Source organism: Micromonospora sp. CA-269861, assembly GCF_050948505.1.
Taxonomy (GTDB): domain Bacteria; phylum Actinomycetota; class Actinomycetes; order Mycobacteriales; family Micromonosporaceae; genus Micromonospora.
The window spans coordinates 4,357,640-4,383,006 of the sequence record NZ_CP192014.1 but is presented as its reverse complement, the minus strand read 5'-3'; the positions used below and the strand labels follow the sequence as shown (position 1 = coordinate 4,383,006).

Genomic DNA, 25,367 nt, shown 5'->3' with positions numbered 1-25,367 from the left:
CGCCGATACTCAGTGGATCCTGTTGGCGACCTGCGGTGCGCTGATCTTGCCAGCGCCGTCGAACCGGGCTGCGTTCTCCCCGAAGTCGGTGCGACTGAGCTGCTTGACGAGCCCGAGACCACGGTCACCCCGGTCCATCGTCGGCTTGCCCGCGGAGTTCATGTACGTCGAGGCAAACGAGCCGCCGGCCCAACTGCCGTCCGGCTTGAGCGACACCTTCAGCACCCCACCCCAGCCGAGACGACCGTTGTTACGCAGCGAGTTACCGCCACCGGCGAAGTTGCCCAGGCTGTACGCGATCAGCCGCCCCTGGTAGAACTCCATCCCACGCAGCACGTGCGGGCCGTGCCCGACGATCAGATCGGCCCCCGCGTCGATCATGGCGTGCGAGAACTTCACCGGGTCGCCCCGGTTCTCGCCGAAGAACATCTCGGTCCCCGGCCGGACCCGGGTCTGCTCGGGCCCCTCGCCGCCCATGTGCACCTGCACCACGACCAGGTCGGCCATGGTCGCGGCCTTGGCGACCACCGCCTTGGCCTTGGCGATGTCGACAAGGCTGTTGGACCAGACGTACGACGAGAAACCGGCGACCGCGACCTTCACGCCCTTGACCTCGACCACGGTGATCTCGTTCGGGGCGCCGGTGTGCTCCAGGTCGTACTTCTTCAGCGCCTTCTGGGTGTTCTCATAGCCCTTGGGCCCGTAGTCGTAGCCATGGTTGTTGGCCTGATTGAGCACATCGAAGCCGGCGTCACGCAGATGCCCCGCGTACTCCGGCGGCGCGCGGAACTGGAAGCAGCGGGTCGAGTTGGCCCCGCACTTGCCGGTGCCGGTGTCGACCGTCAACGGCTCCTCCAGGTTGCCCATCACCAGATCGGCCTTCAGCGCCCCGGTGACCGAGTCGAAGAAGCCCTTACCACCGGCGGCGGGCAGCCGACTGGGCGCGTTGCCCATGATGATGTCGCCGGTGGCGGAGAGCGAGATCAACTTCCCGTCGGGCTGCTCGGGGCTGGCCGTTGCCTCGGCGGCCCCGCTGCCGGGCTGAAAGCGCGGGCCCGCCTCGGGCTGTGCGCAGCCGGCGGCCGTCACGGCGATGAGCAGCGCACCCAGGGCGAGCGCGGCACGGCGACAGCCCGGTTTTTGTCCGCCGGCGATGACATCTCGGCCGGAGGATTCCTGCGGGTTCGCGTACCTGGCCTTGGGGGAGTGCATCACCGGTGCGCGACCGTCTGGTCGACCGGCTGCCGGTGGGGTAACGCGGCTAGGCCCAGCGCGAGCACCAGCATGACGCAGCCACAGAGGAACGGCAGCGACAGGGCGGGTTGGCCGAGCCATTCCCACGGTAGATGCCAGCGGAAGTGCGGCTCCCTCAGGTGGTGCGTGAGCATCAGCGGTGCACTGAACAGGATCGGCGCCCACCACAGGAGCATCGCGAATCCGAACAGGAACTTGGCTGATCCCTGGACCAGCGGATGGTGCCCCTCCGTACGTCGACTGGCCCACCCGAACAGGCACCAGCCGCTGAACGTGCCCAGGACGAAGGCGACGACGCCGACGGGATAGGCGCTCCACGGGGTCGACCGGCTCATGGCGATGCTCATCTTCGGCGTCGTGTTGTCGTCGTTGATGGCTATGTCAAGAACGTCGTCACCACGTTGCGCGTACACCGTGATGTTGGTCGGTATCGCGGCGGGGTCGCATCGCGGGTCGTCGGGAATGCAGTCGTACGCGTTCGAGTAGACCGGTTCGGTGTAGTCCCATCCGGCGGCTTCAAGCCGCTGTCGAAGCTCGGCGAGGACTTGCGGACGGCTGTCGGCCGGCAGTTGCGCGAAGGACGCGCCAAGCCCCGCAAGCGAGTATTCGCCCCCGTCGCCGAGCAGCAGGTCGGAAGCGGAGCTCCAGCTCAGCGGACTGCCGTAGATGATGAACACCGAGGGCGGGTCACCCGTGTCGATGTCGCTCACCTGCTTGTCCGGATACAGCTGGCTGACTGCGGCGGCAAGCTCGCGGTGGTCGAGCGGCCGGGAGCCGAGCCAGGTGAGCCAGGTGCCGAAGGACGCCGCGAACAGACCGCAGGCCACCGTGAAGATGGACGCCCAGACGACCACCGTACGACTCGCGGGTCTCCCGAGGCGGGCGCGCAGACCGTGACGTACGAGATCTGCCGCCACACGCGCACCTCGGCTGGTGGGTGCGATGTCGTGCACCGTCTCGAGGATTTCGGCGCCACGCTTCCGGCGGTAGTCGCGCGGGTAGGACAGCAGTAGCCAGCGGTGCATGAGGTCTCCCAGGACGATGCGACAGTCGGGGTCAGGCGAGTTTGGGCCGGGGGACCCGCAGCCGAGATTCGGCGGCGGACGCCAGCTGGCGTAGCCGTTCCGTCTGACGGGCGAGCTCGGCACGGCCGTCGGCACACAGCCGGTAATACCGGCGCAGTCGGCCGTCGACGACGTGCTCGTGGCTGAGCTCGACCAAGCCCTGCGCGGCCAGCCGGTCCAGGGCCGCGTAGAGGGTGCCCGGCAGTAGTGAGACGCGGCCGTCCGACAGGACAGCGACCTCCTGGATGATCCCGTAACCGTGGCGCGGCTCGTCGGCCAGCGCAGTCAGGATCAGAAAGGTCGCCTCACGCATCTCAGTCACCGAGGCAACATATATTGCTGATCAATCTATCGTCAACGCTCTGGGCGGGGGAGGCTCGTCGGCCGCTCCCGGGCAGGCCGGCGGATTGCGTTCGAAATCGGAACTGACCAACCTCGGGGCGGTGAGTGACGAAGTGAATCCCGCGACCACCGACGCCGACTCTGCCGAGGCTCGCCGGGTGCGTGACCTGGTCGGGCGGCGGCTGCCCGAGGTTGTCCTGACCGGTGCCGACGGCCAGTCGGTCGCGGTGGCCGCCCCCGGTGCGTGGAGCGTCCTCTACCTCTTCCCCGGGGCGTACGCGCCGGGGCTCAACACCTACCCAGCAGGCTGGGCGGACATCCCCGGCGCCCGGGGCTGCACCCTGGAGTCGGCCACCTACGCCGACCGGTATCCGAAGTTTCGGGACGCGGGTGCGCGGGTGCGCGGGTGTGGGGGTTGACTGCTGCTATTACATGGCTCGTTACTAGTGCTCCAAAGTTGTCTATGGTGGGCGGCGTGAATTTGAAGGAGTGGGTGGCGGCTACCGGCGGCTCGTACGCGACCGCTCGGCGGCGTTACGGGTCTGGACGCTGCCTGTTCCTGCGTATCGACTGGGTCGGCTGATCATGGTCGGTAAGCCGTTGACCGGTGCGGCCACCGGGGTCGGGCAGACCGTGGTGTATGCGTGCGTGTCGTCGGTCGAGCAGGAGCCGGACCTGGACCGGCAGGTCGCCCGGGTTTCCGTGTGGGCGACCGGGCAGTGCCTGGCCGTGGACCGGGTGGTGACCGAGGTCGGTTCGGCGCTCAACGGGGACCGCAAGGAGTTCCTCGCGTTGCTGCGCGACCCGGCCGTGTCGACGATCGTGGTCGAGCACGGGGACCGGGTGTGAAGACGATCCAGGCGTACCGGTTCGCTCTGGACCTCACCCCCGGGCAGGAACGTGACGTGCTGGCGCACGCCGGGGCGGCCCGGGTGGCCCACAACTGGGCGCTGGCCAGGGTCAAGGCGGTCATGGATCAGCGGGCCGCCGAACGCACCTACGGCGTGCCGGAGGAGATGCTGACCCCGACCGTGTCGTGGACGCTGCCCGCGCTGCGTAAGGCGTGGAACGTCGCCAAGCCCGACGTCGCGCCGTGGTGGCGGGAGTGCTCGAAGGAGGCTTTCAACACCGGCCTCGACGCCCTCGCTCGCGCGTTGAAGAACTGGGCCGACTCGCGCTCAGGTAAGCGCGCCGGCCGGCCGGTCGGCTTCCCGGGGTTCAAGTCCCGCCGCCGCAGCATCGCGTCCGTGCGGTTCAGCACCGGGACGATCCGGGTCGAGTCCGACCGCAAGCATGTGGTGCTGCCCCGGCTGGGCCGGCTGAAGCTGCATGAGTGCGCCCGTAAGCTCGCCCGCCGGATCGACAACGGCACCGCCCGGATCATGTCCGCCTGCGTGCGACGTGACGGTGGCCGGTGGCACGTCGCTTTCTGCGTCGAGGTCGAGCGCCCCGAGCGGCTACCCGCCCGGCCGGGCGCGGTGCTCGGCGTCGACGTCGGCATCAGGCACCTAGCGGTGCTGTCGACCGGCGAGCTGATCGACAATCCGCGATACCTGACGAGCGCGCACCAGCGGATGCGGGCGCTCGCTCGGGCGCTGGCGCGCAAGACCGGCCCGGACCGGCGCACCGGCCGCCGCGCCTCGAAGCGGTGGGAGCGAGCGGCAGCCCGGCTCGGCCGGGCGCATACCCGGGTGGCGAACCTGCGCCGCGACGGACTGCACAAGCTCACCACCCGGCTGACCCGCGAATACGCCACGGTCGTCATCGAAGACCTCAACGTCGCCGGGATGCTGGCCAACCGCAAGCTGGGCCGGCACATCGCCGACGCCGGGTTCGCCGAGATCCGCCGGCAACTGACCTACAAGACCGGGTGGAACGGCGGCCGGCTGATCCTGGCCGACCGCTGGTATCCCTCCTCCAAGACGTGCTCGGGCTGCGGCGTGGTGAAAACCAAGCTCGCCCTGTCCGAGCGCGAATACCAGTGCGGATCGTGTGGCCTGGTCCTCGACCGGGACCTCAACGCCGCCCGCAACTTGGCCGCGCTCGCGGCCGACGCAACAACCGCCGGGAGTGGCCCGGCGGCTGGACGTGGAGCCGACCGCAAGACCCCGCTCGCGGGGCTGGTGGCATTGAAGCGTCAACCCGGCACCGCGCCAGCGGGTCAGACCGGGACCGTCTCACCGCAAGGCGAGACTGCCAATCGCGTGCTCGCTAGAGCACACTGAGAGGCAACGGTCAGTACGCAGCGGCCGGACCAACTCGCCGACTTCGCCGCGTACGCCCGACTGCCGTTCCCGCTCCTGTCGGATGAGGACTGTCGGCTCGCCGCGGGATTGCTGCTGCCCACGTTCCCGGCCGGCGGCGTCACCCGGTACAAACGGCTGACACTGCTGGTGGATCCGACCGCAATGGTCCGTGCGGTGCAGTTCCCGGTTCCCGATCCGGTCGGCTCGGTGGACGAGATGCTCGACGTGGTCCGCGAGCACCGCGCCGTCTGATCGGGGCGCCGGTCGACGACGCGGGCCCGTCGATCTCTGGTTCCCCGATGTTCGGTGTGACGTCGATCCGAATCGATAGTGTGCGTTGATCGCCATCGACGGCGGTCCTGGCGGAGGGGCATCGATGCACACGAAAACTCACTGGTCGGCCCGCGCTCTGGGCGCTCTAGCGGGCGCGGTCGCGCTGGTGGCGGCCCTGTTGCCGGCGGCCCCGGCGGCTGCCGCGAGCGTGGTATTCAAGGCCGCGACGCTGAACATCTACTACGGGCTGAGCCAGGCCGACTTCGTGCACGACCTGAACCTGATCGCGTCCAAGGCGGACCTCGTCGGTCTCAACGAGGTCGGCAACCGCAAGGCTTTCCTGGAGAGTTGGGCCGCCGACAACGGCTGGTGGCTGTACGCGCCGGGCGGCACCAACCAGGCTGGCGAGGCGTTGATCGCCAAGAAGAGCATGTTCGACGTACTCGACAAGGGTTCGATTTTCGTCTGTGACACCAATGGTCCGGGCGAGGTGCCGCCCGCGCGCTACAACAACTGGGTCAAGTACCGGCACAAGGCCACCGGCCGCAACGTGACCCACGTCAACGCCCACGCGGTGGCCAGCATCGAAACCGCCGGTCGGCCAGAGGATCTCCCGCGCACCAGGTGCGCCGAGGCGCAGTTCCAGGGACTCAAGGAACTCGCTGTCGACAAGCAGGACGAGGGGCAGGTCATCGTGAGCGGTGACCTCAACGTCGACTTCAGCGCCGACCGGAGCTACGGGTACGCGAAGTTCCCCTGGCAGGTCTTCGAGGCCAACGAGCTGCCGAATCTGCGCTCCAACTACAACCTCTACGGCGAGAAGGGCACCGGTACGCACGGCAACCGGCACATCGACTACGTCTACTTCTGGAAGCGGCTACCCGAGTATCAGCTGATGTGGATGACCGACTACGACATCGTCGGCGGCACCAGGTCCGACCACAACGGTGTCGCCGCGACGTTCTCCATCCAGAGCTGACGGCTCCTGCCGTCGCCAGCCACGGGTTCTCCTCGCTGGAGCGCCGCCGTGGGACGCCTCTTTCGGATCTTGTTGGCGGCGGCGTGGACACCCTGACGCTTGTGGTGAAGCAGGATCTTCCCGGCTTAACCGTCGATATGCTGTCAGAGTGCCGACCTCGCCTCCCGAGAAGGGGGTCATTTGGGAAGAGCTCTTCTTCGACCTGGCCTTCGTGTTCGCGCTCACCCAGTTCTCCCACATGCTGCACGGCGACCACAGTTGGGCGGGGATAGGCCGGGTACTGCTCCTGTTCGTAACCGTCTACTGGGCATGGGTTGGCACCACGATCTATACCGACCAACGCGATGTCGGCAACGCGCTGGACCGGGCCGGGGTCTTTGCCCTCGGGCTCGGCAGTCTGCTCCTGGCCCTGACGGTCCCCGGCGCCTTTGATGATCGGGGCCTGCTGTTCGCCGGTGTCTACGTGACGATGCGGATACTGCTGGGGGCACTGGCCCTCCGCACCCCGGGCGGCTGGCGGTCCCCGGTCTTTCGCCCCTATGGGTCGGGCCTGCTGGCCGGTCCGCTGCAACTGGCGGGTGGCCTGCTGCACGGAACGACGCGAATCGTGCTCTGGTCGATCGCGATCCTCGTCGACCTGATCGGCACCACGCTCACCCGACGGACTCTCGCGAAGGTCCGAGTTCGGCCGCTGCACTACACACACCGCTACGGACTGCTGATCATCCTCGTGCTCGGCGAGTCGGTGATCCAGCTCGGAATGGTAGCTGTGGACGAGCCGCTGACCCTCGCCCGGTTGGTCGCCGTCTGCCTCTCCTACTCCCTGGTCTGCGCACTCTGGTGGGCGTACTTCATCTACGGTGTCCGGGCCTTCCGGCAGGCGGTGGCCCGGAGCGCGCACCAGGCAGACATTCGCCGGTCCGTCATGGTGTACGGGCACCTGCTGTTCAGTTTCGCGATCATCATGGTCGCCGTCGGCCTGTCCGAGGTGGTGACAGAGCCCCTCAAGCCGCTTCAGGCCGGCGAGGACACCCTGCTCTTCGGCGGTGCCGCGCTCTTCCTCGGCGCCTTCGCCTACACCCACTGGCGGATCCATCGACAGATCGCGCGGCGACGGATCAGCGTAAGCGCGCTCTGCCTGGTCCTGCTGCCACTGGCACCCCTGGTGCCGGCCCTGGCCGCCCTGGCGACCCTGTTGGCGGTGGTTGCCGGGGTGAGCGTGCTGGAAGGGGTCATCACGCACCGCCACCCGCTGACCGAGGAGAGCGCGACAGAGGGCGAGATGCGTGGCGACCCGGGTCCCGTGGACGCGGGCCCCGTCGTGCGCGAATGACCTCATCCGACGCCCGCAACGCTGCGGCGTCGCGCGACCAGCTACGCCAACCGCTGCCGGGAGGCCGGCGTTGCTCTGTCAGCGGTCGGGATGTCCCCGGTGCGCCGCCCACTCGGGCGCGAGGATCGACATCAGCGTGGCGTCAACCCAGCCGTCGCCGTCGTGCAGGACCTGCCGCAGCACACCCTCGGCCACGAAGCCGACCTTCTCGTACACCCGCCGGGCCCGGGGGTTGAAGGCGAACACCTCCAGCGAGATGCGGTGCAGGCCGAGCCTTTCGAAACCGTGGCCGACGACCAGGCGTACCGCCTCGGTGCCCAGGCCGCGGTCGCGGCCGGCAGCGGCGAGCAGGGTGCGGAAGTTGCAGTTCCGGTTGTCGGGGTCCCAGTCGTTGAGGACCACCTCGCCGACGCAGGCCCCGGTGGCGCGGTCCACGACCGCCAGGTCGAGCCGGTCGGTCTGGGCGTTGCGGCTGCCGTACCAGGCGCGCATCCGCTCCTCGTCGGGAGCGTCGTCGGCCGGGCTGCCGGTCAGTCGGGCCACCTCGGGGTCGGCCACCACCGCCCGGAAGGTGTCCAGGTCGTCGTCGACGAAGGGACGCAGGATCACCCGCTCGCCGGTGAGAGTGGGCTTGATCGAGAAATCGGAGGTCGCCTGGTCGCTGGGCATCGACTGATTCTCAGCCTGGCATTCGGCACAGGCAACAGGTTTCCGATCGCTGGCCGGTGGCGTCCCTCCCACTTGGACCCATCGGTCTGGCCTTGCCGCCACGGGCGTGCGGCCCTGACCGGGACTCCGAATGGCGGTTGACGTGACCGAGGGTTCCGGGGGAGCGGCCGTGGTCGGTCCCTTGACACCTGTCGATGCGATCGCTAACACTTGTCCGCAACGCGAACGTAACGAGCCGAACACATTGCGTCGGAAGCTGCAGAACGTTTCTGTGTGGGCACGTCACGCGTCGCCAGAGCCTGGGCCCGACCCGAGGCTGGTGTTGTTAACGCTAACATAGATGACCTTTCCAGGGAGGGCAGGATTGTGGTGCCAGGGCGTACGACGGCGGCATCGCTGTCGGGAGCATCGACCAGGCGTCTACGTTCCCTCCTCGTGCTCTCCGCCGTGGCCGCAGCGGCTGTCGTGGTGGTGGCGGACGGGCCGGCGCAAGCCGCCACGCTGCCGACCGGCGCCGTCTCGCTCGAGGCGGTCAACCAGGCCGGACGGTACGTACGGCACATCGACTATCTCGGTCAGCTCGACCCGGTGACCTCCAGCAGTGCCAACCAGGTCAAGCTGGATGCCACCCTCACCGTGGTCAACGGTCTGGCGTCCCCGGCCTGCTACTCGTTCCAGACGAAGGCAGGCCTGTTCCTGCGGCACCGCGACTACCGGCTCCGAGTCGACCCGAACACCGGCGACGCGACGTTCCGGGCCGACGCCACCTTCTGCGCGGTGGACGGCTCGGTCAGTGGATCGGTGGCGCTCGCCGCGTACAACTACCCGAACCGGCGGATCCGGCACCGCGACTTCGCACTCTGGCTCGACGCCTACCAGGACACGGCCGCGTTCCGGGCGGACAGCTCCTTCCGCCTCGTCGCGCCCTGGGCACCCAGGACCACCAAGGGCCCGGTGATCCCGGGCCTCTTCGCCGACCCGCACATCGCCGTACTCAACGGCCGCTACTACCTGTACCCGACCACCGACGGCTACGCGAGCTGGGCCGGCACCTACTACAAGGCGTTCTCCTCCACCGACCTGGTCAACTGGACCGACCACGGCGTGATTCTCGACCACGGCCCGGACGTGTCCTGGGCGGACAACTCGGCCTGGGCGCCGGCGGTGGCCAGCGCCAACGGCCGCTACTACCTGTACTTCAGCGGTGGCGCGGCCAGCGGCAACACGGCCAAACAACTGGGCGTGGCGGTGGCCGACAGCCCCACCGGGCCGTTCCGCGACGCGCTGGGCCGACCGCTCGTCCGCAGCGACCAGTTCTCCGGCGGGCAGGCGATCGACCCCATGGTGTTCACCGACGACGACGGGCAGTCCTACCTGTACTGGGGTCAGGGCGTCGCCCGGGCGGTACGGCTGAACACCGACATGGTCTCCTTCGACACGACGCAGGCGCGGGTCATCACGCCATCGGGCTACAACGAGGCGCCGTTCGTGTTCAAGCGCAACGGGCTCTACTACTTCATGTGGTCGGAGAACGACACGCGCAGCGAGGACTACCGGGTCGCCTACGCCACCGGCTCCGCACCCCTCGGGCCGTGGACCAGGCGCGGCGTGGTGCTGCAGAAGCGGCTGGAGGTCGGCATCAAGGGCACCGGCCACCACTCCGTGATCCGGGCACCCGGCAGCGACACCTGGTACATCGCCTACCACCGGTTCGCCGTGCCGGCCGGCAACGGCACCAACCGCGAAACCGCCATCGACCGGATGGAGTTCAGCACCGACGGCACCATCCGCCCCGTCGTACCGACCCTCTAGCCGACCGCTTCGCGAAGGAGAGACACACATGTCGAGAGTCCTCGCCCGGCTCTGTGCGGTCATGGTCGCCGCGTGCCTGCTGTTCACCACCTGGTCGGCCGCGACACCGAAGGAGGCGGCCGCGCTCGACCCGACCGTCGGTTACCTGATGGCGCACTTCACCGGCGAGTCGTCGACCGACCAGCAGATCTACCTCGCCCACAGCACCGACGGCCTCCGCTGGAACGACCTCAACAACGGTGGGCTGGTGCTGCGATCCACCGTCGGCACCCGCGGTGTCCGCGACCCCGCCCTGGTCCGCTCACCGGCCGGCGACAGGTACTGGATCATCGCCACGGACCTGTGCATCGGCTGCGGTCAGGACTGGTCGACAGCGATCAACAACGGCAGCCGCAACCTCGTCGTGTGGGAGTCCACCGACCTGGTCAACTGGTCGGCGCCGTGGCTGCTCAACGTCGCCGGCGCGATCCCGGACGGACGCAACGCCTGGGCTCCGGAGGCGATCTGGAACCCGGCCACCGGTGACTACGTCCTCTACTGGGCGACGAACGTCCCGCTCAACGGCGCAACCAAGCACCGCATCTACTACGCGCGGACGACGGACTTCCGCAGCGTCACCACGCCGCAGGTCTACATCAATCGGCCTGGGAACCAGGAGATCATCGACACCCAGATCGTCGAGGTGCCGACCGGCGTCGGCGCCTACCGCTACGTCCGGGCCTCCCGCGACGGCCAGATCGCCATCGAAGGCAGCAACTCCATCCTCGGCACCTGGACCAACCTCGGGAACCTCTCCGGCATCGGGCTGACCGGCGCACAGGTCGAAGGCCCGATGTGGATGAAGATGAACACCCGCAACGAGTGGGTCCTCTACCTCGACCAGTACTCCAGCGGACGCGGCTACCTGCCGGTTCTGACCACCGATCCGTCGAGCCCGGGTAGCTACCGGCTGCCGGCGTCCGGCTCGTACGCCATGGGTGGCACCAAGAAACGGCACGGTTCGATCCTCAACCTGACCGCCGCCGAACAGAACCGCGTGCTCGCGCGCTGGCCCGCCACCGCGGTCAACCGGATCCAGTCCTACAACTTCCAGGACCGGTACGTGCGGCACTACGACTACGACGTCCGCATCGAAGCGAACGTCAGCCCCGCCCAGGACGGTCAGTGGCGGGTGGTACCCGGCCTGGTCGGCTCCGGCACGGTCTCCATCCAGTCGGTCAACTACCCGGGCTACTACCTGCGCCACTACGGGTTCGACTTCCGGCTGGAAGCCAACGACGGCACCGCCACCTTCGCCGCCGACGCCACCTTCCGGCAGGTCGCCGGCCTCGCCAACTCCTCGTGGACGTCGTTCCAGTCCTACAGCCACCCGGACCGCTACATCCGGCACTACAGCTACCTGCTCCGACTCGACCTGATCCCCGATGCGCAGAGCCGTGCCGACGCCACCTTCCGCGTGACCAGCTGAGCCTGGTCCCTGATCAAGGAGTCCCGACTGTGGCACTACCTCGACGGGCGATGTCCGCCCTGGTGGCCGCGCTGACGGCAATGGTCGGCGTCGTCGTCGTCGTCGCGTCGTCGCCGGCCACCGCCGCCACCAACCAGTTCCGAGGCATGAACTGGGCAGTGTTGGGCGACAACTTCAGCACCGGCCCGCTCGTCGTGCAGGGCCTGAGCGCGTCCGACAGCAACGCGACGGTACGGGCCAAGGCCAACGCCCTCTACGACGACATGGCGTCCACCATGGGGGTCAACACCGTCCGGCTGCCCATCAACACCCACACGGTGGGGACGGCCTGGTGGGAGGCGTACCGGGGCGCCATCGACGCGGCCACCGCCCGCGGATTCAAGGTCATCCTCGCCTACTGGAGGACGGGGCGGCCTCCGGCGGCAGGATCACGAACCTCGCCGCGTGGAACGCGATGTGGTCCACGGTGACCAACACGTACGGGTCGAACACCAACGTCTACTTCGAGCCGATGAACGAGCCGCACGGCTACAGCTCGGCGGAGTGGCGAAACGTCGCGGCGAACTGGCTCAGCTACCACTACTCGGCCGTGCCCGCCCGGGGGGAAGCTGAGGAGTAGCGGGTGTCGTTGTTCTCTGTTGACTTCGACCAGTTCGGTCTCGAAGCCGGCGCACACCGCCCGCACGATCCTTTCATCCGGGCGAGGCGCCGATCACCGAGAAACTTTGTGCCGGAACGTCGTCACGAACAACACGTGGGCATGTAGAGATAGAACACGTAGCCTGCCAGTGCGGATCCCTTAAAGGTCTGCCATGGACCCACGTGGGACACTCGGCCTTGTGCAGCTTCGTTACAACTTTCGGGTCTATCCGGACGCTGTCCAGTGCGCCGCTTTGGCGAGGGCGTTCGGGTGTGCGCGGGTGGTGTTCAACGATGGGCTGCGTCTGCGTCTGCAGGCGCGCGAGGCTGGCGAGGGGTACGTCTCGGACGGTGAGTTGTCCAAGCGGGTCATTACTCAGGCCAAGGACACGCCGGAACGGGCGTGGTTGGGCGAGGTGTCCGCGGTGGTTTTGCAGCAGGCGCTCGCGGATCTGAACTCGGCGTACCGCAACTTTTTCTCCTCGATCACCGGCAAGCGTAAGGGCCGCATGGTGGCATCGCCGCGGTTTCGGTCCCGTAAAGACAACCGGCAGACGATCCGGTTTACCAGGAACAGCCGGTTCAAGGTCCTCGGCAACGGTCGGCTTCGGCTGCCGAAGGTCGGTGACGTGTCGGTTCGGTGGTCGCGTAGCCTGCCGTCGGAGGCTAGTTCGGTCACGGTGATCCGGGACGCGGCCGGGCGGTATTTCGCCTCGTTCGTGGTGCATACCATCGACGTGGCGCTGGCGGGGACGGATTCTGAGGTCGGTATCGATCTGGGTCTGACCCACTTCGCGGTGATGTCCGACGGCACGAAGGTGAGCGCGCCGAAGTTTCTGCGCCGTGCGGCGCGCAAGCTCAAGCGGTTGCAGCAGGACCTGTCTCGCAAGACTAAGGGCAGCAACCGCCGTGAGAAGGCTGTGGTGAAGGTCGCCCGTGCTCATGCGCGGGTGGCTGACACTCGACGGGACTGGCAGCACAAGCTCTCGACATCGATCATCCGTGACAACCAAGCGGTGTACGTCGAGGATCTGTGCGTGGTCGGTCTCGGTCGGACCCGGCTCGCGAAGTCCGTGCACGACGCCGGATGGTCGTCGTTTACCAGCATGGTGGAGTACAAGGCTGCCCGGTACGGGCGCACGTTCGCCCGGGTTAACAGGTTCTTCCCGTCGACCCGGATGTGCTCGGACTGTGGCAGGGTCAACGACAAGATGACGCTGAACGTCCGCGCGTGGAACTGCCCGTGCGGCGCAGCCCACGACCGGGACATCAACGCCGCGAAGAACATCAAGGCCGCCGGACAGGCGGACTTCAACGACCGTGGAGCGCAGGTAAGACCAGCATCCGTGCCGGCACCGCGCCGCGAAGCGGTAACCCACCCGGACGCCGCGTGTTCCACACGCAGCGTGGAGGGAATCTCCGCCCTTCAAGGCGGCGAGGATGTCAAGACTGGTACTCGATGTTCGCCGCCCTCAGCGGCAGCGGCACCAACCTCAACCTGACCGCCCGCAACACCTCCGGCGCCGACCAGATCCGCTACGGGTGGGCGACACCATCGATGGGGGCCCGACGACGCCTCCACCGTCGTCGGGAGCGCTCTACCGGATCGACGTGCGGCACAGCGGCAAGGCCATGGACGTCCAGCAACCGAACACCGACAACGGCGCACGCGTCGCCAGTACACGTACGGCGGCAGTGCGTGGCAGCAGTGGCAGTTCCGGGACGCCGGCAGGGGGTACTGGCGCATCATCAGCCGGCACGGCGGAAAGTGCCTCGATATGGTGAGCGCGTCGACCGCCGACGGTGCCGAACTCGGCCAGTACACCTGCAACACCGGCGCCAACCAGCAGTGGTCGCGTACGACCGTCTGACGGTCGTCTCGACGTGACTACCGATCCGCTGTGGCCCCCGCACGAGCCGGACGGGTGGCATGTCGGCAATCCGTCGTTGTCTCGGCGGCGGGCGGCTCCGTAGCGTCGCGACTACGGATCGATGCCCAGCGGAAGGACCCCTCGTGACCGAACTCGTCGCTCCGCAGCTCGTCGTGAACAGCAGAATGATCTACTTCGGTTGGCTGCCGGCCGACCCCGACGCGGTGGCCGCCCTGGTGCCCGACGGGCTCACGCCGGCACCGAACCACCAGGTCTTCATGAACCAGTACGTCGTCGACGACGCCGGGCAGACCTCCGGCTTCGGCGCCTACTCCCTGACGTACATCGGTCCGGACCTCTCCGGGGTCGACGCTCCCGACGGTGTCACGCCCGGCCGCTGGTGGACCCACTACTTCAATTCCAGCCCGGTCGTCCGGGCCTACGCCGCCGCCCGGGGCGTGCCGGCTACCCCCGGAAGGACCACCATCGAGGTACGCGGGCGTCGCCTGATCGCGACCACCGAGGCGGACGGCGTACCCGTGATCAGGACTACGGCCCGCGTCGGGCGCACCGGCGACGCCGTCAACCAGGGCCAGTTGCGCTACCTCACCCGGCTCGACGGCACGCTGCTCAGCGGCAACTATCCGTTCGTGGCGGCGCCGGTCGACCCGTTCGAGGTCGAGTCGCTGGAGTTCCTCGAACCCGACCACCCGGTGTACGCGCTGCGTCCGGCTGATCCACTGGCGATCGTCTGGGGCTTCTACTCACCGCGCGCGTCGTTCGCCTACCCGGGTGGCGAGTCGGTACTCGACTGAGCCCGTCGGGTGTTGGCGTGGGGCTGTCGGGCATGCCGACAGCCGGACACGGAACAACATGTCACGCAGCTTCCTGTGGCTATTCGCCGCCGCCCGGCGCCCGCAGAATTTGGGTATGCCAGGTGACACGGCCGGCAATGATCGCCACCGGAAGGGGGAGCGAGATGCGGATCCTCAGCGGCGGGAACTCCACGGGTTGGGACTGACTGGCGCGGCCGTTCTCACCCTGCCTCGGTGAGATCGTCCAACAGCCCGCGTTGCCGCGCGAGCACCCCGGCCTGGAACCGGCTCTCCGCGCCCAGGTCATGCATGATTTCTGCGATGTGCCGGCGGCAGGTGCGCACCGAGATGCTCAACTTGCGAGCGATGAACTCGTCTTTGCGGCCGGCCGCCAGCAGGTGTAGCAGTGCCCGTTTGAGGTCGTCGCCGGCCACTCCGTAGCCGCCGTTCGGCGTGGTCTCGTCGTCGAAGGGCAGGGCCGAGGCCCACACCTGCTCCAGCGAGCGGTACAGGTAATCCACCACGGAAGGCTCCCGTAGGACGACCGCACCGCTCGCGAGCATGTTCGGAATGACCGCAATCTCACGGTCGAAGATGATTATCCGGTCGGTGATCTCTTCTCGGGTGCGCACGTCGCAGCCCGCATCGACGAGCTCTTTGAGGAAAGGGCGCATGCGCGGATGGACACGCACCGGATGTTGGTGGACTGTTCTTATTCGAATCCCGCGGGCCAGCATCTCGAGGTCCTTCGGCAGGGACTCCTCGATGGCGCCGTCCGATAGCACCCCGGGATGGGCGCTGAAGACCTCGACAGTGCATCGTCGGGCGATCCCGGCGAGAGTGGCGCGTACCCGGTCCACCTCGTCGATGATGTCGATGGCCTCACGCCGGTTGCGGACCTGTCGGGTGTTGAAGTAGATCGGGTTGAAGGCCAGCAGGGTCGCCTCCAGCGCCTCCATCCGGCGCTGGCGCTGACGTACCTCGAACTCGAGGGGAGCCACCAGCTCCGCGACGGCCGCATCCGGGCTGTTCGCCACCAGTACGTCGGGCTCTTCGGGCGCGTGCCGCAGCAGCCGCAGGGCCAGCAGCGAAGCCAGGGCCTCGGCCAGCTCCTCAGGGGACTGCCCGAGGGCGGCGGTCGCGTCCTCCAGCTCCCCACTGGATACCTGCCCCCGTTGCAGAATCCATTGGTAGAGATTGGCCGCTTCAACAGTGATTGCGCCCTCTGGCCGGTTTCCCTGTCGGTGGTCCTCAGCCTTCACCGGGTCACCTCACCACCCCGACAGCTCAACATATTGAAATGCCCGCAAGTTATCAGTCGCCGTGCGGTCATGCAAGATCCGTTCGACCACTGCAATTCCGCTCATCCGCCGATGGCGGGACCCGTTCGGGGAGATTTTTTCCGTACGGGACAGGAAGTGGTCACCTTCTTTCGGCAGCCCTCCAGGGAAATCGCCGGTACCAAAAGGACTTCTGGATGAAATCAACCTCTGAACCCCTGTCTGGCCGGCACGCGGCCCTACCGGAGGCGGCCGCCTTCTACATCGACGTGCATGCCCATCCCGAGCTGTCGGGCGCGGAAACACGGACGGCAGGCAAGTTCGCCGAGCGGCTGCGCGGTGACGGCTATCGAGTGTCCACCGAGGTCGGGGGTCACGGTGTGGTGGGCGTCCTGCGTAACGGCGTCGGCCCGACGGTCCTTCTCCGCGCCGAACTCGACGCGCTGCCGGTCAGGGAGGAGACCGGCCTGCCGTACGCGAGTGAGGCGGTGGCCGCCGATCCCAGCGGCCGGGAGGTGCCGGTGATGCATGCCTGCGGGCACGACCTGCACCTCGCCTGTCTGGCCGGGGCCGCTCACGTACTGGCAGCTGATCGCGACGAATGGAGTGGGACACTCGCCATCGTCGGGCAACCCGCCGAGGAGACCCTGGAGGGGGCCCGCGCCATGCTGGCGGCGGGTCTGTACGACCTGACCGGTCGGCCCGATGTCGTCCTCGCTCAGCACAGCGCGCCCCTTCCGGCGGGGATGCTGGCGTTCGGCACCGGGCCGGTGATGGCCGGCAGCGTCTCCCTGGAGATCACGATCCTCGGTCGAGGCGGTCACGCGGCGACGCCGCACCTCACCATCGACCCCGTGGTCATCGCCGCGGCCGTCGTGCTCCGCCTGCAGACGGTCGTGTCCCGGGAGGTGGACCCGGCTGAGCAGGTCGTACTCACCGTCGGCTCGCTGCGGGCCGGCGAGACGGGCAACGTCATTCCCGCCGACGCCGTCATCGGGTTGACGATTCGCGCGTTCGCCACCGCCACCCTGGACCGCGTGGTCGCCGCGGTCACCCGGATAGTCAGGGCCGAGTGTGCGGCGTCCGGAGCGGACCGTGAACCCGAGATCCGAACGGTCTCCTCATCGCCGGTGAACCTGCCGGATGCCACGGCCACCGCCGTGGTACGCGCGGCGCACGAGGCCGCCTTCGGCGCTTCGCGGATCGCGTCCTGGCCACGGGCGATGGCGACCGAGGATTTCCCGCTCTTCGGCGATGAGGGCAGCGGTGTGCACGGCCGTTCGGGCATACCGACGGTCTACTGGCTGCTGGGCGTGGCGAGCCCTCGCCAATGGTCGACGGCGGCGACGATCCCGGTGCCCGCCAACCACTCTCCCGCGTTCGCCCCGCATGTGGCCCTGGCCCTGCCGACCGGCATCTCGGCGATGACGCTCGCCGCGCTCGCCCACCTGCGGCGGTGACCACGGATGACGCCTTGGACGACCGCCCGCCACCAGCGGCGATTCTGCGACGAGGCGGCCACGCCATTCGTGGGAAAGCTGCCATGCAGCTTCTTACCGCCGGTCGTTCCTTGACCCTTCTATTGCCCACTCAACAAACTTGTCACAGCACCGCAGAGCGAAAGCGCTAATCCCGCAGGAGGGGAGCGCGGTCGAAATCATCCCGCAATTGTCATCGGTGTCGAGTGGGGGGAGAAACGGTGTGTCCCTGTTGAGCAGGACGATGCTATGACGAGTCTCGCGAATGGTGAGACCGCGGGTGCAGCCCAATTCCGGCGCATGAGTTTTCAAATCCTGGGCACGCTGAACCTGACCAACGGGCGGGACGTCGCCATGCTCCCGCCATCCAAGCCCACCACTCTGCTGGCGGCCCTGCTGCTTCGCCCCAACACGGTGGTGTCGATCAACTCGTTGCTCGGCGCGATCTGGGGCGAGCAACAGCCGGCGTCGGCCAAGGCCGCGCTCCAGACCTGCGTCCTTCGCCTGCGGCGACTCTTCGCCAAGCACGGCATCGCCGGCAACGTGATCGAGTCCGTTCCGGGCGGCTACCGCATAGTCGCGGACGCCGAGACCCTCGACCTGCTGCGGTTCCGCCAACTGGTCGGCAGGGCCGAGAACGAGACGGATCCCGAGTCCGAGCTGCACAGCCTGACCGAGGGCCTGGGGCTGTGGCGCGGCGCGCTGCTGGCCAATGTGCCGTCCGACGCGCTGTGCCGGGACGAGGCGCCGCGGCTGACGGAGGAGTGGCTGCGGGCGTCCGAACGGGTGCACGACCTCAAGTTGATGCTCGGCCGGTGCCGGGAGGTGCTGCCCGACCTGTGGCGAGCCGCCCGCTCGCACCCGGGGCACGAGCGCTTCGCGGAGCAGCTCATCGAGGCGCTCTACCGCACCGGACGGCAGACCGAGGCGTTGGTCGAGTACCGCAACGTCAAGCAGTACCTCCTCGACGAGTTGGGCCTGGATCCGGGACCGTCGCTGCAACGGCTGGAGGCCGCCATTCTGCGCGGCGATGAGTTGACGCCCGTCGGCGCGGCCAACGATGTCCCGATCACCACAGGTGGCGCGGCGAGGACGGAGGAGCCACCGCCACCGATGGCGACCAGCGACTTCACCGGGCGGGCGGCGGATGTCGCGCTGCTCACCGGGTGGCTCGGTGCTGATCGGCCGGGCCCGCGGACGGTCGTGCTGACCGGCGCGCCGGGCATCGGCAAGACGGCGCTGGCGCTGCACGTCGCGGACCGACTCCGGGCCAGGTCCGTGGCAGGCCACGCCACGCTCCGAATGCGCCGGCCCGACGGTACGGCCCGGACGCCCGTGGAGCTGACCGCCGAGCTGGTGCGGCTCCAGTCTGCCGGGGTGGCAGACCCGGCCCTGCTCATCCTGGACGACGTGCTCGACGCCGAGCAGATCCGCGGGGTCCTGTCGCTCGACGGTGGACACTCCGTGCTCATCACCAGCCGGATGAGCCTCACCGGGCTGGTGGCGACGTACGGCGGCCGGGTGCACCGGCTCGACCCGTTCACCGACGACGAGGCCTTCGAACTCCTCTCGGTCCTGCTCGGACCGGACCGGACCGGAGCCGAACCCGGCGCGGTGCGTCAGTTGGCCGCGCTCTGCGGGAACTTTCCGCTGGCTCTGCGGATCATGGCGGCTCGATTGCAGGTTCGCCCGCGCACCCGGATCGCCGACTGTGTCACCTGGCTGCGGGGCGACCGCTTCGCCCGGATGTCCCTCATCGACGACCCGCGGATGTCGATCACCGGGACCTTCGGGGCCTGGCTCGACGAGCTCGATCCCCGGCTCAGCGACGCGCTCGTGCGGATCGCCAGATGTTCGTACCCGGAGTCCATGACCCTCGCCGACCTCGCCGGTGTCCTCGACCGACCCGTCACCGCCACCGGTCAGATCCTCGACCTGCTGGCTGACGCCGGCGCCCTGGAGGGCGGCTCCGGCACCTACACGATGCACGAACTGGTCCGGGCCTTCGCCGTCCATGGCTACGGCGAACGGAGCACCGCTCTCGCGGCGTGACTGCCGGTCCACCCCCGTCCCGACGGCGTCCGCCGTCATCCACAAGAAACAGAGGTGCTTCCGCTATGGCCGCAGCGACCTTCGACGACATCGCCCAGACCCGGCCGCGCATCCGCCGGGACGTTCTCTACACCCAGACGCCGGACGGCGTCCTGTTCCACAACTCCCTCGGCGGCTTCCAGTTGAGCGGCCGGAGCGCGTACCGGCTGGCCACCCTGATCGTCCCCTACCTCACCGGCGACCACCAGGTCGCCGACCTCGGCGCGGCGCTCGGCGCGGAGCAGCGGGCCATGGTCGCCAACCTGGTCGGGACGCTGTACGAGCGTGGCTTCGCCCGCGACGTGCCGCTGGCGACCCGGGCCACCGACGAGGGACAGGTCGCGGTCGCCGGGCGGTTCGCGCCGCAGATCGCGTACGTGGATCACTACGCCGACGGGGCGGATGCCCGGTTCATGACGTTCCGCGATGCGCGGGTGGCGGTCCTGGGCGACGACCTGGTGGCACGCTGGTGCGTCCTGAGTCTGGTGCGCAACGGGTCGGCGGGCATCGGCATCATGCCGAGCCTGGACCAGCCCGACAACCTGTTCGCCGAGGTGCGGGCCGAGGCGCAGGTGCTCACCGACGAGGGCTGCCCGGTCGACATCGAGGTCGTCAGGGCCGCCGGTCCCCGCTACACCTGGGACGAACTCGCGGCGTACGACGTCGTCGTCGTGACCGGCGGGTCCGCCGGCGCCCGACAGACGCTGGACCTGCTGAGCGAGCGGGTACCGGCCGGGCGTCACCTGCTCACCGCGTGGACGTTCGGCAGGCGCGCCGTGATCGGCCCGCACATGACCGCCGGCAGCACCGGCTGCTGGCTGTGCGCCGCACTGCGCCTCGCCGCCAACGGCGACCCGGCGGCCGCCGCCGACCTGTGGCAGGGCGTGTCCCTCGCCACGGCCCACCGCGACGCCGCGGTCGGCCGGCCGCTCGCCGCGATGATCGGGAACCTCCTCGGGTACGAGGTGTTCCGGACCCTGACCGGCGCCCTGCCGGCGGAGACGGCCGGCAAGGTCATCATCCAGGACCTCGAGTCACTCGACGTGGTCGCCGAGCCACTGCTGCCGCACCCGGCCTGCGGATTCTGCTCCGGCGACGCGGTGCTCGACGAGCCGGTCACGACAGACCTCGCCATCGGGCAGACCCGGATCGTCGAGGCGCAGGTCGAGGCGTCGGAGCTGCTTGCCGAACTGACCAGCCGCGAGGTCCTGATCCAGCCCAACGTCGGCGTGTTCGCCGAGTTCAGCGACGAGCAGTGGACCCAGACCCCGTTGAAGGTGAGCACCCTGCGGTTCTCGCCCGGCCCTGGGCGTACCCGGGAGGTGGCGACTTTCGACCTGCACACCCTGGCCGGCGCCCGGCTCGCGGCCCTGCGGACGGCTGCGGTCAGCTACGTGGACCACGGTGTTCCCCTGCCCACCGAACAGGCGGCGCCGGACCGGCCGGTGACGGTCGCCGAGATCGTCACGTGCAGTGGCACGGCACCGGTGACCGGGCCGGTCGTGACGGCGACGTCGCTGCTCACGAAGGAGGAGATCGGCGTGCCGGCCGCCGCGGTGCGGCCATTCGGCGAGTACAACGCCCACCGGCCGGTCATCGCCACCTCGGCGGGTGCCGGGGCGGGCACATCCCCCGCCGAGGCCGCCGCGCGGGGCCTGCTGTCGGCCGTCGCGTACACCCGGATCATCGACGCGGTCCGTGGCCACGCCGAGGTGGCCCCGGCGCGGCTGTCCGACATCGAGAACCCGGAGATCGTCTTCCTGCGGCGGTCCGCGGCGAACGCCGGGGTGGACGTCACAGTGCTGAACCTGCGCGGCGGACGGTTCGGCACCTCGCCCGTGGCGATCGCCTACGCCACCGATCCCCGCACCGGCGGCGTCCTGTGGGCAGCCGGGAGTGAGCTGACCTGGAACGCCGCAGTGGTGACCGCCGTGCGAGACCTGCTCGGCCGGGTGCAGCTGGGCCGGGAGCGCGACGCCGATGTCGACCCGGGGGACGATCTCGTCGCCGACTTCGAGCCGGCCGTGCTCGCGGTGACCGGCGTCCCGGCCGACGTACCGGACGTCACGTGGGACGACCTGCTCGACGGGGTCCGCAACGCGGGCGGCGACGTCCTGCTGATTCGTACCACCCCGCCGGACCTGCTCGTCGGCGGCATCCACACGGCCCGGATCGTGTTGACCGGCGGTTCCCCCCATGCGGCCTGACCTCGTCGGTTCCCCGGAGCACTGGGCAAGGGACTGCGTCGAACTCGAGGAGTTGCTGCGACGGCGACTCGGCGGGGACCTGACGGTCTCGGTCGCGCCGCTCGGCGTACGGGATGAACTGGTCGTGTCGGACGGCCCGGAAGCGGCGTCGGTGACCGTGCACCTGTACGGCCAGTACGCCCTCGTCGGGCCGTTCCCGGGGGACGCCGCCCACCCGGCGTGCCCCCGGTGCCTGGCCCGGCGGTGGCAGGCGGTCCGGCAGCGCTCGCTGCGCGACGCCCTGGAGCTGGGCGGCCCGACCCGGCAGGCCGGGCCGTCACCATTCCGGTCGGCCTTCGGCGGCGATGCCATCGCGGCGGTCGTCGACGCGCAGGTCGAGCGCGCGGCCGGCCCGACGGCGGCCCGGGACAGGTACGCCTCGGTGTACGTGGTCGACCTCGCCGTGCTGGCGGTGCGCCGCTTCCCGGTGGTGCCGGACGCCGAGTGCCCGTCCTGCGGCCGCAGCGTGCCGGACACACCGGAGGCCGCCCGCCCGTCCATCGGAGCCACCCGCAAGTCGGCGCCCGACTCGTTCCGGCTGCGGTCCGTCGACGACTACCCGTTCACTGTGGAGGCGTTCGCGAACCCGTTGTGTGGGCCGGTCGGCCCCATGGTCGCCTACGACCCGGTGTCGCCGTCCACCTCGGCGGTCAGCGGCGGATTCCTGCTGCGCTCCGGCAGCTACCTGCGGGAGACGTACTGGGGTGGGCACGCCGACAGCTACGCCCGCAGCGCCCGGATCGGCGTCCTGGAAGGGCTCGAACGGATCGCCGGCATGCGCGCCAAGGCCAAACGGACTGTGGTGTCGGCGTCGTACGACGACCTCGGCGACGCGGCGGTCGACCCGCGGGTCTGCGGTCTCTACTCCGATGCGTTCTACGCGGCGAACCCACGGGTGACACCGTTCGCACCGGATCGGCCGATTCCGTGGGTCTGGGGTCACTCGCTGCGTGACGACCGGCCGGTGCTGGTGCCGGAGATTCTGGCCTACTACCACGCGCCGGGGCTGGAGAACCGGTTCGTGCAGGAGAGTTCCAACGGCTGCGCGTCGGGCGGCAGCGCCGAGGAGGCGATCTACCACGGCCTGATGGAGGTCGTCGAGCGCGACGCGTTCCTGCTCTCCTGGTACGGCCGGGTCACGCTGCCGGAGATCGACCCGCGCACGAGTGCCCGCGCCGACACCCGGTGGATGGTCGACCGCCTGGAGATGTGCGGTTACCGGGCGCGGTTCTTCGACGCCCGGATCACCTTCGGCATCCCGGTCGTCGTCGGGGTGGCGACCCGCATCGACGGTGGCCTGGGCGCCATCTGCTTCGGGGCCGGTGCGAGCCTCGACCCGGAGACGGCGATGGCGGCGGCCCTCTGCGAGATCGCGACCGATTCGGTCAACCTGCGCAGCCGTACGGAGCGGGAGGAAGCGCGGTACCGGACGATGGTCGCGGACTTCGCCAACGTCCAGGCGCTGCACGACCATCCGCTCGTGTACGGCCTGCCCGAGATGGCCGCGCACGGGGCGTTCTTCGTGGCCCCTCGGGAGTCCCGGGCCATGGCTGAGGTCTACCCGGCCGCCGGCCGCGCCGAACTGCTCTCCGACGACCTCGCCGTGGACCTGCGGCGCTGCGTGGCCGACGTCGCCGCGCAGGGTTTCGACGTGGTGGTGGTCGACCAGACGCTGCCCGAGCAGCGGGATCTGGGCCTGCACACGGTGAGCGTCCTGGCGCCGGGGCTCCTGCCGATCGACTTCGGCTGGGCCCGACAGCGGGCGCCGTACATGCCGCGAATGCGCGCCGCACTGGCCGCCGCCGGCCTGCGGGACCACGACCTGGAGGTCGCGGACCTGCATCTCGTCCCGCATCCGTTCCCGTGAGTGCGCGAGCCACCACGCGACAGACAAGGACCGACATGGGTTACGCATATGACTACGCGACCGCCATCATGCACCGCGGTCGTGTCCTGATGGAGCCGAAGGATTTCGTCCCGAACTGGCCGGACCAGCCGCGCAAGGGGAAGTACTTCCCCGGCGTCGAGACCTTCCCGCTGTACGACGGGAGCCCGCCCGGGGACGCCACCGTCCAGGACGGCCTGGACGGCCCGGGTCGGGACCCGGCACTCCCGTTCGACCTGCCGTTCCTCGCCGCGATGCTGCACGATTCGTACGGGCTGGTCGGCCGTCGCCTCGGCGTCCAGGCCAACACCGACCTGCGCGCGTTGCCGACGTACACGACGGCGAACTGGAACCGTGGCACCGCGTCGGGCGGTGGCCTCTACCCGGTCAGCGTCTACTGGGTCTGCGGGCCGAGTGGCCCGATGCCGCCGGGTGTCTACCACTATTCGACGAAGCACCACGCGATGCAGCGCCTGCTCACCGGCGACGTGACACCTGTCGTCCGCGAGGCGCTCGGTGACCGCGCCGGCCAGGACGACGACCAGTTCCTCGTGCTCAGCGTCAAGTACTGGCAAAACGCCTTCAAGTACAACAGCTTCTCGTTCCACGCGGTCACGATGGACATCGGCACGATCGTCCAGACCTGGCGGCTGTGGGCCGGTGCCCGTGGTCGCCTGGTGGAGCCGGAGCTCTGGTTCGACGAGCCGCGGATCGCCGACCTGCTGGGTGTGGCGAACGAGGAGGAGGGCATCTTCGCCGTCGTACCGCTGGCCTGGGACTCGGCGCGACGCCCCGGTAGCGCGCCGGCTCGGGTGTCGGTGCGCCACCGCGACCAGGAGCGGTCGCGGACCGTCCTGACCTTCGACACGATGACCAGGATCCACGCAGGGACGGTGCAGGGCGCGACCGCAGCGCCCGCCGCCGGGCAACTGGTGCCCGCCGCGGCCCATCCGCCGCAGCCGGGCCGCGCGCTTGTCGAGCTGCCGCCCCGCTCGCGCTCGACGTCCCGGTGCGCACCGCGCTGCGCCGCCGCCGTAGCAGCTTCGGCCGCTTCGACGCGAAGGTGCCGTTGACCGCTGAGCAGCTCGGCACCGCGCTGGCGGCGAGCGCCCGGACACCCTTCACCGACGCGGCGAGCGGTGCCGGGGCGGCCCGACTGGCGAAGCTCTACGCCTTTGTCAACCACGTCGACGGTGTGCCCCCTGGCGCGTACGAGTACGACCCGGACGGACACGCCTTGTATCTGGTCAAGGCGGGTCGCCCCGGGCCGTTCCTCCAGCGGAACTACTTCCTGTCCAACTACAACCTCGAGCAGGCGGGCGTGGTGATCGTCCCGACCGTGCGCACGACGGCGGTGCTCGATGCGGTCGGGGATCGCGGCTACCGCCTGGTCAACGCCACCATCGGGGCCGTCGCACAGAACTTCTACACCGCCGGGGCGGCGCTCGACGTCGGCGCCGGCGTGGCACTCGGCTTCGACAACATCTCCTTCATCGAGGAGCTCGACCTGGGTGGCACCGGCGAGGCGCCCCTGCTGATCATGCTGCTCGGCCGCGAACGGGCCCGTCCCGCGGACTTTCGCTATGACATCGCCTGATCAATCGAGTCGAACGGAGTCCGTG

21 protein-coding genes and 2 pseudogenes are annotated in these 25,367 nt (G+C 69.2%); 18 read left to right on the top strand and 5 right to left on the bottom strand.

Annotated features, from left to right (window positions below; all coding sequences use genetic code 11):
* Positions 1-9: 9 nt before the first annotated feature.
* Genes ACQP0U_RS20080 through ACQP0U_RS20070 form a run of 3 tightly spaced genes read right to left on the bottom strand, consistent with a single transcriptional unit; the run spans position 10 to position 2,631 of the window.
* Positions 10-1,212 carry a CapA family protein gene (locus ACQP0U_RS20080; protein ID WP_433320965.1) on the bottom strand — a complete coding sequence of 401 codons (1,203 nt, stop codon included), beginning with the start codon at positions 1,210-1,212 and terminating at the stop codon, positions 10-12.
* Positions 1,212-2,279: a hypothetical protein gene (locus tag ACQP0U_RS20075; RefSeq protein ID WP_433309239.1), complete on the bottom strand. Its 1,068-nt coding sequence runs from the start codon at positions 2,277-2,279 to the stop codon at positions 1,212-1,214. Before ACQP0U_RS20075 ends, ACQP0U_RS20080 begins: the two co-directional genes overlap by 1 nt.
* Before the next feature lie 31 nt (positions 2,280-2,310).
* Positions 2,311-2,631, bottom strand: a complete 321-nt coding sequence (locus tag ACQP0U_RS20070) for a PadR family transcriptional regulator (RefSeq protein ID WP_433320962.1) — start codon at positions 2,629-2,631, stop codon at positions 2,311-2,313.
* A 130-nt stretch (positions 2,632-2,761) separates the two neighbouring features.
* On the opposite strand from ACQP0U_RS20070, the gene ACQP0U_RS20065 reads away from it, so the two are divergent.
* The 6 genes from ACQP0U_RS20065 (at position 2,762) to ACQP0U_RS20040 (ending at position 7,491) form a co-directional block, all read left to right on the top strand.
* Positions 2,762-3,079, top strand: a complete 318-nt coding sequence (locus tag ACQP0U_RS20065; protein WP_433309238.1) for a hypothetical protein — start codon at positions 2,762-2,764, stop codon at positions 3,077-3,079.
* 166 nt (positions 3,080-3,245) lie between these two features.
* Positions 3,246-3,509: a recombinase family protein gene (locus ACQP0U_RS20060; protein WP_433309236.1), complete on the top strand. Its 264-nt coding sequence runs from the start codon at positions 3,246-3,248 to the stop codon at positions 3,507-3,509.
* Entirely contained in the window at positions 3,506-4,885 is a 1,380-nt protein-coding gene (gene tnpB / locus ACQP0U_RS20055; RefSeq protein WP_433309234.1) for an IS607 family element RNA-guided endonuclease TnpB, read from the top strand. Before ACQP0U_RS20060 ends, tnpB begins: the two co-directional genes overlap by 4 nt.
* A gap of 108 nt (positions 4,886-4,993) precedes the next feature.
* Positions 4,994-5,158: a hypothetical protein gene (locus ACQP0U_RS20050; protein WP_433309232.1), complete on the top strand. Its 165-nt coding sequence runs from the start codon at positions 4,994-4,996 to the stop codon at positions 5,156-5,158.
* A gap of 124 nt (positions 5,159-5,282) precedes the next feature.
* A complete protein-coding gene (locus ACQP0U_RS20045; RefSeq protein ID WP_433309231.1) occupies positions 5,283-6,158 on the top strand; it encodes an endonuclease/exonuclease/phosphatase family protein in 876 nt (291 codons plus the stop codon).
* A 148-nt stretch (positions 6,159-6,306) separates the two neighbouring features.
* Entirely contained in the window at positions 6,307-7,491 is a 1,185-nt protein-coding gene (locus ACQP0U_RS20040) for a low temperature requirement protein A (protein WP_433309230.1), read from the top strand.
* Between the two features lie 78 nt (positions 7,492-7,569).
* Here ACQP0U_RS20040 and ACQP0U_RS20035 read toward each other — a convergent pair whose 3' ends face one another.
* The gene (locus ACQP0U_RS20035) at positions 7,570-8,160 is read right to left on the bottom strand and encodes a GNAT family N-acetyltransferase (RefSeq protein WP_433309228.1); all 591 of its coding nucleotides are present in this window, start codon (positions 8,158-8,160) and stop codon (positions 7,570-7,572) included.
* A gap of 435 nt (positions 8,161-8,595) precedes the next feature.
* Here ACQP0U_RS20035 and ACQP0U_RS20030 point away from each other — a divergent pair, with 435 nt between their 5' ends.
* The 7 genes and pseudogenes from ACQP0U_RS20030 to ACQP0U_RS20000 all read left to right on the top strand — a co-directional run bounded on the left by ACQP0U_RS20030 (position 8,596) and on the right by ACQP0U_RS20000 (position 14,765).
* Entirely contained in the window at positions 8,596-9,972 is a 1,377-nt protein-coding gene (locus ACQP0U_RS20030) for a family 43 glycosylhydrolase (RefSeq protein ID WP_433309226.1), read from the top strand.
* Positions 9,973-10,000: 28 nt separating this feature from the next.
* Positions 10,001-11,440: a glycoside hydrolase family 43 protein gene (locus ACQP0U_RS20025; protein WP_433309224.1), complete on the top strand. Its 1,440-nt coding sequence runs from the start codon at positions 10,001-10,003 to the stop codon at positions 11,438-11,440.
* Positions 11,441-11,469: 29 nt separating this feature from the next.
* Positions 11,470-11,910 (top strand): hypothetical protein, encoded by a 441-nt coding sequence (locus ACQP0U_RS20020; protein ID WP_433309223.1) that lies wholly within the window; start codon positions 11,470-11,472, stop codon positions 11,908-11,910.
* Positions 11,895-12,059: a cellulase family glycosylhydrolase gene (locus ACQP0U_RS20015; protein ID WP_433309221.1), complete on the top strand. Its 165-nt coding sequence runs from the start codon at positions 11,895-11,897 to the stop codon at positions 12,057-12,059. Before ACQP0U_RS20020 ends, ACQP0U_RS20015 begins: the two co-directional genes overlap by 16 nt.
* Before the next feature lie 193 nt (positions 12,060-12,252).
* Positions 12,253-13,581: an RNA-guided endonuclease InsQ/TnpB family protein gene (locus ACQP0U_RS20010; RefSeq protein ID WP_433309220.1), complete on the top strand. Its 1,329-nt coding sequence runs from the start codon at positions 12,253-12,255 to the stop codon at positions 13,579-13,581.
* A 231-nt stretch (positions 13,582-13,812) separates the two neighbouring features.
* Positions 13,813-13,950 (top strand): annotated as a pseudogene (locus ACQP0U_RS20005) (RICIN domain-containing protein); the annotation flags it as partial.
* Positions 13,951-14,093: 143 nt separating this feature from the next.
* Entirely contained in the window at positions 14,094-14,765 is a 672-nt protein-coding gene (locus tag ACQP0U_RS20000) for a hypothetical protein (RefSeq protein ID WP_433309218.1), read from the top strand.
* A 221-nt stretch (positions 14,766-14,986) separates the two neighbouring features.
* On the opposite strand, the gene ACQP0U_RS19995 is transcribed toward ACQP0U_RS20000, so the two are convergent.
* Positions 14,987-16,027: a LuxR C-terminal-related transcriptional regulator gene (locus tag ACQP0U_RS19995; protein ID WP_433309216.1), complete on the bottom strand. Its 1,041-nt coding sequence runs from the start codon at positions 16,025-16,027 to the stop codon at positions 14,987-14,989.
* 215 nt (positions 16,028-16,242) lie between these two features.
* Here ACQP0U_RS19995 and ACQP0U_RS19990 point away from each other — a divergent pair, with 215 nt between their 5' ends.
* From ACQP0U_RS19990 to ACQP0U_RS19970, 5 genes and pseudogenes are all read left to right on the top strand, one after another.
* The gene (locus ACQP0U_RS19990; protein ID WP_433309214.1) at positions 16,243-17,505 is read left to right on the top strand and encodes an amidohydrolase; all 1,263 of its coding nucleotides are present in this window, start codon (positions 16,243-16,245) and stop codon (positions 17,503-17,505) included.
* A gap of 318 nt (positions 17,506-17,823) precedes the next feature.
* Positions 17,824-19,575, top strand: a complete 1,752-nt coding sequence (locus tag ACQP0U_RS19985; RefSeq protein ID WP_433309212.1) for a BTAD domain-containing putative transcriptional regulator — start codon at positions 17,824-17,826, stop codon at positions 19,573-19,575.
* A 65-nt stretch (positions 19,576-19,640) separates the two neighbouring features.
* Positions 19,641-21,821, top strand: coding sequence for a TOMM precursor leader peptide-binding protein (locus tag ACQP0U_RS19980; protein WP_433309211.1), 2,181 nt, complete (start codon positions 19,641-19,643; stop codon positions 21,819-21,821).
* Positions 21,811-23,727 (top strand): TOMM precursor leader peptide-binding protein, encoded by a 1,917-nt coding sequence (locus ACQP0U_RS19975; protein ID WP_433309209.1) that lies wholly within the window; start codon positions 21,811-21,813, stop codon positions 23,725-23,727. Before ACQP0U_RS19980 ends, ACQP0U_RS19975 begins: the two co-directional genes overlap by 11 nt.
* 35 nt (positions 23,728-23,762) lie before the next feature.
* Positions 23,763-25,342: pseudogene (locus tag ACQP0U_RS19970) on the top strand (SagB family peptide dehydrogenase).
* Positions 25,343-25,367 lie beyond the last annotated feature (25 nt).

Coding starts and splice junctions, on each gene's coding strand:
- ACQP0U_RS20080 (WP_433320965.1), bottom strand. CDS start 1,212: ATGCACTCCCCCAAGGCCAGGTACGCGAACCCGCAGGAATCCTCCGGC.
- ACQP0U_RS20075 (WP_433309239.1), bottom strand. CDS start 2,279: ATGCACCGCTGGCTACTGCTGTCCTACCCGCGCGACTACCGCCGGAAG.
- ACQP0U_RS20070 (WP_433320962.1), bottom strand. CDS start 2,631: ATGCGTGAGGCGACCTTTCTGATCCTGACTGCGCTGGCCGACGAGCCG.
- ACQP0U_RS20060 (WP_433309236.1), top strand. CDS start 3,246: ATGGTCGGTAAGCCGTTGACCGGTGCGGCCACCGGGGTCGGGCAGACC.
- ACQP0U_RS20045 (WP_433309231.1), top strand. CDS start 5,283: ATGCACACGAAAACTCACTGGTCGGCCCGCGCTCTGGGCGCTCTAGCG.
- ACQP0U_RS20035 (WP_433309228.1), bottom strand. CDS start 8,160: ATGCCCAGCGACCAGGCGACCTCCGATTTCTCGATCAAGCCCACTCTC.
- ACQP0U_RS20025 (WP_433309224.1), top strand. CDS start 10,001: ATGTCGAGAGTCCTCGCCCGGCTCTGTGCGGTCATGGTCGCCGCGTGC.
- ACQP0U_RS20015 (WP_433309221.1), top strand. CDS start 11,895: ATGTGGTCCACGGTGACCAACACGTACGGGTCGAACACCAACGTCTAC.
- ACQP0U_RS20010 (WP_433309220.1), top strand. CDS start 12,253: ATGGACCCACGTGGGACACTCGGCCTTGTGCAGCTTCGTTACAACTTT.
- ACQP0U_RS19990 (WP_433309214.1), top strand. CDS start 16,243: ATGAAATCAACCTCTGAACCCCTGTCTGGCCGGCACGCGGCCCTACCG.
- ACQP0U_RS19985 (WP_433309212.1), top strand. CDS start 17,824: ATGAGTTTTCAAATCCTGGGCACGCTGAACCTGACCAACGGGCGGGAC.
- ACQP0U_RS19980 (WP_433309211.1), top strand. CDS start 19,641: ATGGCCGCAGCGACCTTCGACGACATCGCCCAGACCCGGCCGCGCATC.
- ACQP0U_RS19975 (WP_433309209.1), top strand. CDS start 21,811: ATGCGGCCTGACCTCGTCGGTTCCCCGGAGCACTGGGCAAGGGACTGC.